General features: G+C 45.4%; 3 protein-coding genes. 2 read left to right on the plus strand and 1 reads right to left on the minus strand.

Annotation, left to right across the window (positions count from 1 at the left end):
* Window positions 1-122 precede the first annotated feature (122 nt).
* Window positions 123-296, plus strand: coding sequence for a hypothetical protein (locus ACTHUR_RS10645; RefSeq protein ID WP_225905495.1), 174 nt, complete (start codon window positions 123-125; stop codon window positions 294-296).
* Between the two features lie 261 nt (window positions 297-557).
* Window positions 558-1,835: an AmpG family muropeptide MFS transporter gene (locus ACTHUR_RS10650; RefSeq protein WP_234395504.1), complete on the plus strand. Its 1,278-nt coding sequence runs from the start codon at window positions 558-560 to the stop codon at window positions 1,833-1,835.
* A gap of 73 nt (window positions 1,836-1,908) precedes the next feature.
* On the opposite strand, the gene hpf is transcribed toward ACTHUR_RS10650, so the two are convergent.
* A partial coding sequence (gene hpf / locus ACTHUR_RS10655; RefSeq protein WP_440398560.1) for a ribosome hibernation-promoting factor, HPF/YfiA family occupies window positions 1,909-2,128 on the minus strand: 220 nt, incomplete at its 5' end.

Here is a 2,128-nt window from a genome sequence, read left to right on the forward strand (position 1 = left end):
GCTTAGGAGAGAGAATCCTTCAAGGAGGAGCAAATGGTGCATAAATAGGGGGATCAATTGGTGCAGGTATTGGTCTGGGTGTCGGTATAGCTTTTGGCAGTATTCCTGCCGGACCAGCTATTATGGTCGGTGGCACAATTGGTGCTGCTGTTGGTGCTGCAACTGGTATGGGTGTTGCAGCATATGAGTATTACCAAGAAACTCAGCCTAAAGGGACAGTAACGATCGGTCCGATTTCTGCTTTTGCTGTGGACAAATCAGGAAACGGCTACACTGACGGCACAAATTACCACTGATATTTCTCATCGTTCAAACGATCTCTAGGGGTCGTCTGAAACTTTCTTAACTTCAATTTTATGAATACACCCAAGCAACCCTTCTTCCGTCCTGAAGTCTCCGTTGCCCGCCAAACCAGTTGTTCCAACAAAAGGCCGTCTGAAACTTAATTTGTCAAAGTTTCAGACGGCCTTTTATTATTCAATAAAGATAGCAGAAGTTGATTCGCCATATCCCCCATCTTTGCTACAATATCCCTTTTCTTTTTTATTGATTCCACTATGACAACCGCACCCCAACCCAGCACTTGGCGCAAGATTTTTTCGCGCAAAATGCTGATCTGCATTTTCACAGGCTTCACTTCGGGGTTGCCGCTTTATTTTCTATACAGCCTGATTCCAGCATGGCTGCGTAGCGAACACATTGATTTGAAAACCATTGGCCTATTTGCATTGATTGGTTTCCCCTACACTTGGAAATTCATCTGGTCACCTCTTTTGGACACCGTACGCCTGCCATTTTTAGGTTTACGGCGCAGTTGGATGCTGATTACCCAAATAGCACTCCTATTGCTTTTGGCTTCCTATGCATTTGTCCGACCGCAAGAACATTTATCCATCATCTTAGGCTTAGCTTGTGCTACAGCATTCTTCTCCGCCAGCCAAGATATTGTGATTGATGCATTCCGACGCGAAGTACTGTCAGATGAAGAATTGGTATTAGGCAACTCGCTGTATGTGAATGCCTACCGTATTTCTTCATTAATTCCGGCCTCATTAAGTCTGATTTTGGCCGACAGATTGCCTTGGTCAACCGTCTTCATCATTACTTCCCTGTTTATGATCCCAGGTTTACTTGCGACCTTGTTCATAGCACGCGAGCCAGATCACTCAACTCTTGAAACCAAAGGCTTAAAAGAAACCGTTATCGAACCATTTCACGATTTCTTTACCCGCCAGAGTGTGAAGCAGGCTTTGACTATTTTGGCGTTCATCTTGCTGTATAAACTGGGCGACAGCATGGCAACTGCTTTGGCTCAACCGTTTTATCTCGATATGGGCTTCTCTAAAACCGATATTGGTCTGATTGGAAAAAACGCAGGTTTATGGCCGGCTGTAATTTTTGGCGTTATCGGCGGCATTTGGATCACCAAACTTGGGGTTAATCGTGCTCTGTGGTTATTCGGTTTGATACAGTGGGTCACCATTTTAGGCTTTGCATGGCTGGCAAGCTTCGGACATTTTGACCATGTCGGTGCATCGGAACGAATCTTTTTAGCGGTTGTAATTGCGGCTGAAGCAATCGGCGTCGGCTTAGGCACAGCAGCGTTTGTCTCGTATATGGCGCAACAAGCCAATACGGCATTTACGGCAACGCAATTAGCCCTTTTTACAAGCCTATCTGCCGTACCGCGTACATTTATGAACGCAACGGCAGGCTATCTGATTGAAGCGATGGGTTACTTCAATTTCTACTGGCTGTGTTTTGCTTTGGGCATACCGGGCATGTTGCTGCTGTTTAAAGTGGCACCGTGGAATGGTCAAAAAGTGAGTAACTAGATTGCCAGTCTAAAACTTCTAGCAAAACAAAAGGCCGTCTGAATATTCAGACGGCCTTTATCATACAAAAACTTTATTCTGCTTCAGGTTTGACAGTGCTGCGGACATCGCCGCTTTTTTCTTTATGTTTCAAAACAGCGCGGTCGAGCTTGTCCATCAAAACATCAATCGCGGCGTACATATCCTGCTCAATCGCTTCAACGTGCAAATCTTTGCCTGCCAGATGCGCATCGGCTTCGGCTTTTTGATTGACTTTTTCCACCGAGAGCGTAATGGTCACATAGATGATGTTG

The organism is Neisseria sp. P0021.S007, assembly GCF_051956855.1.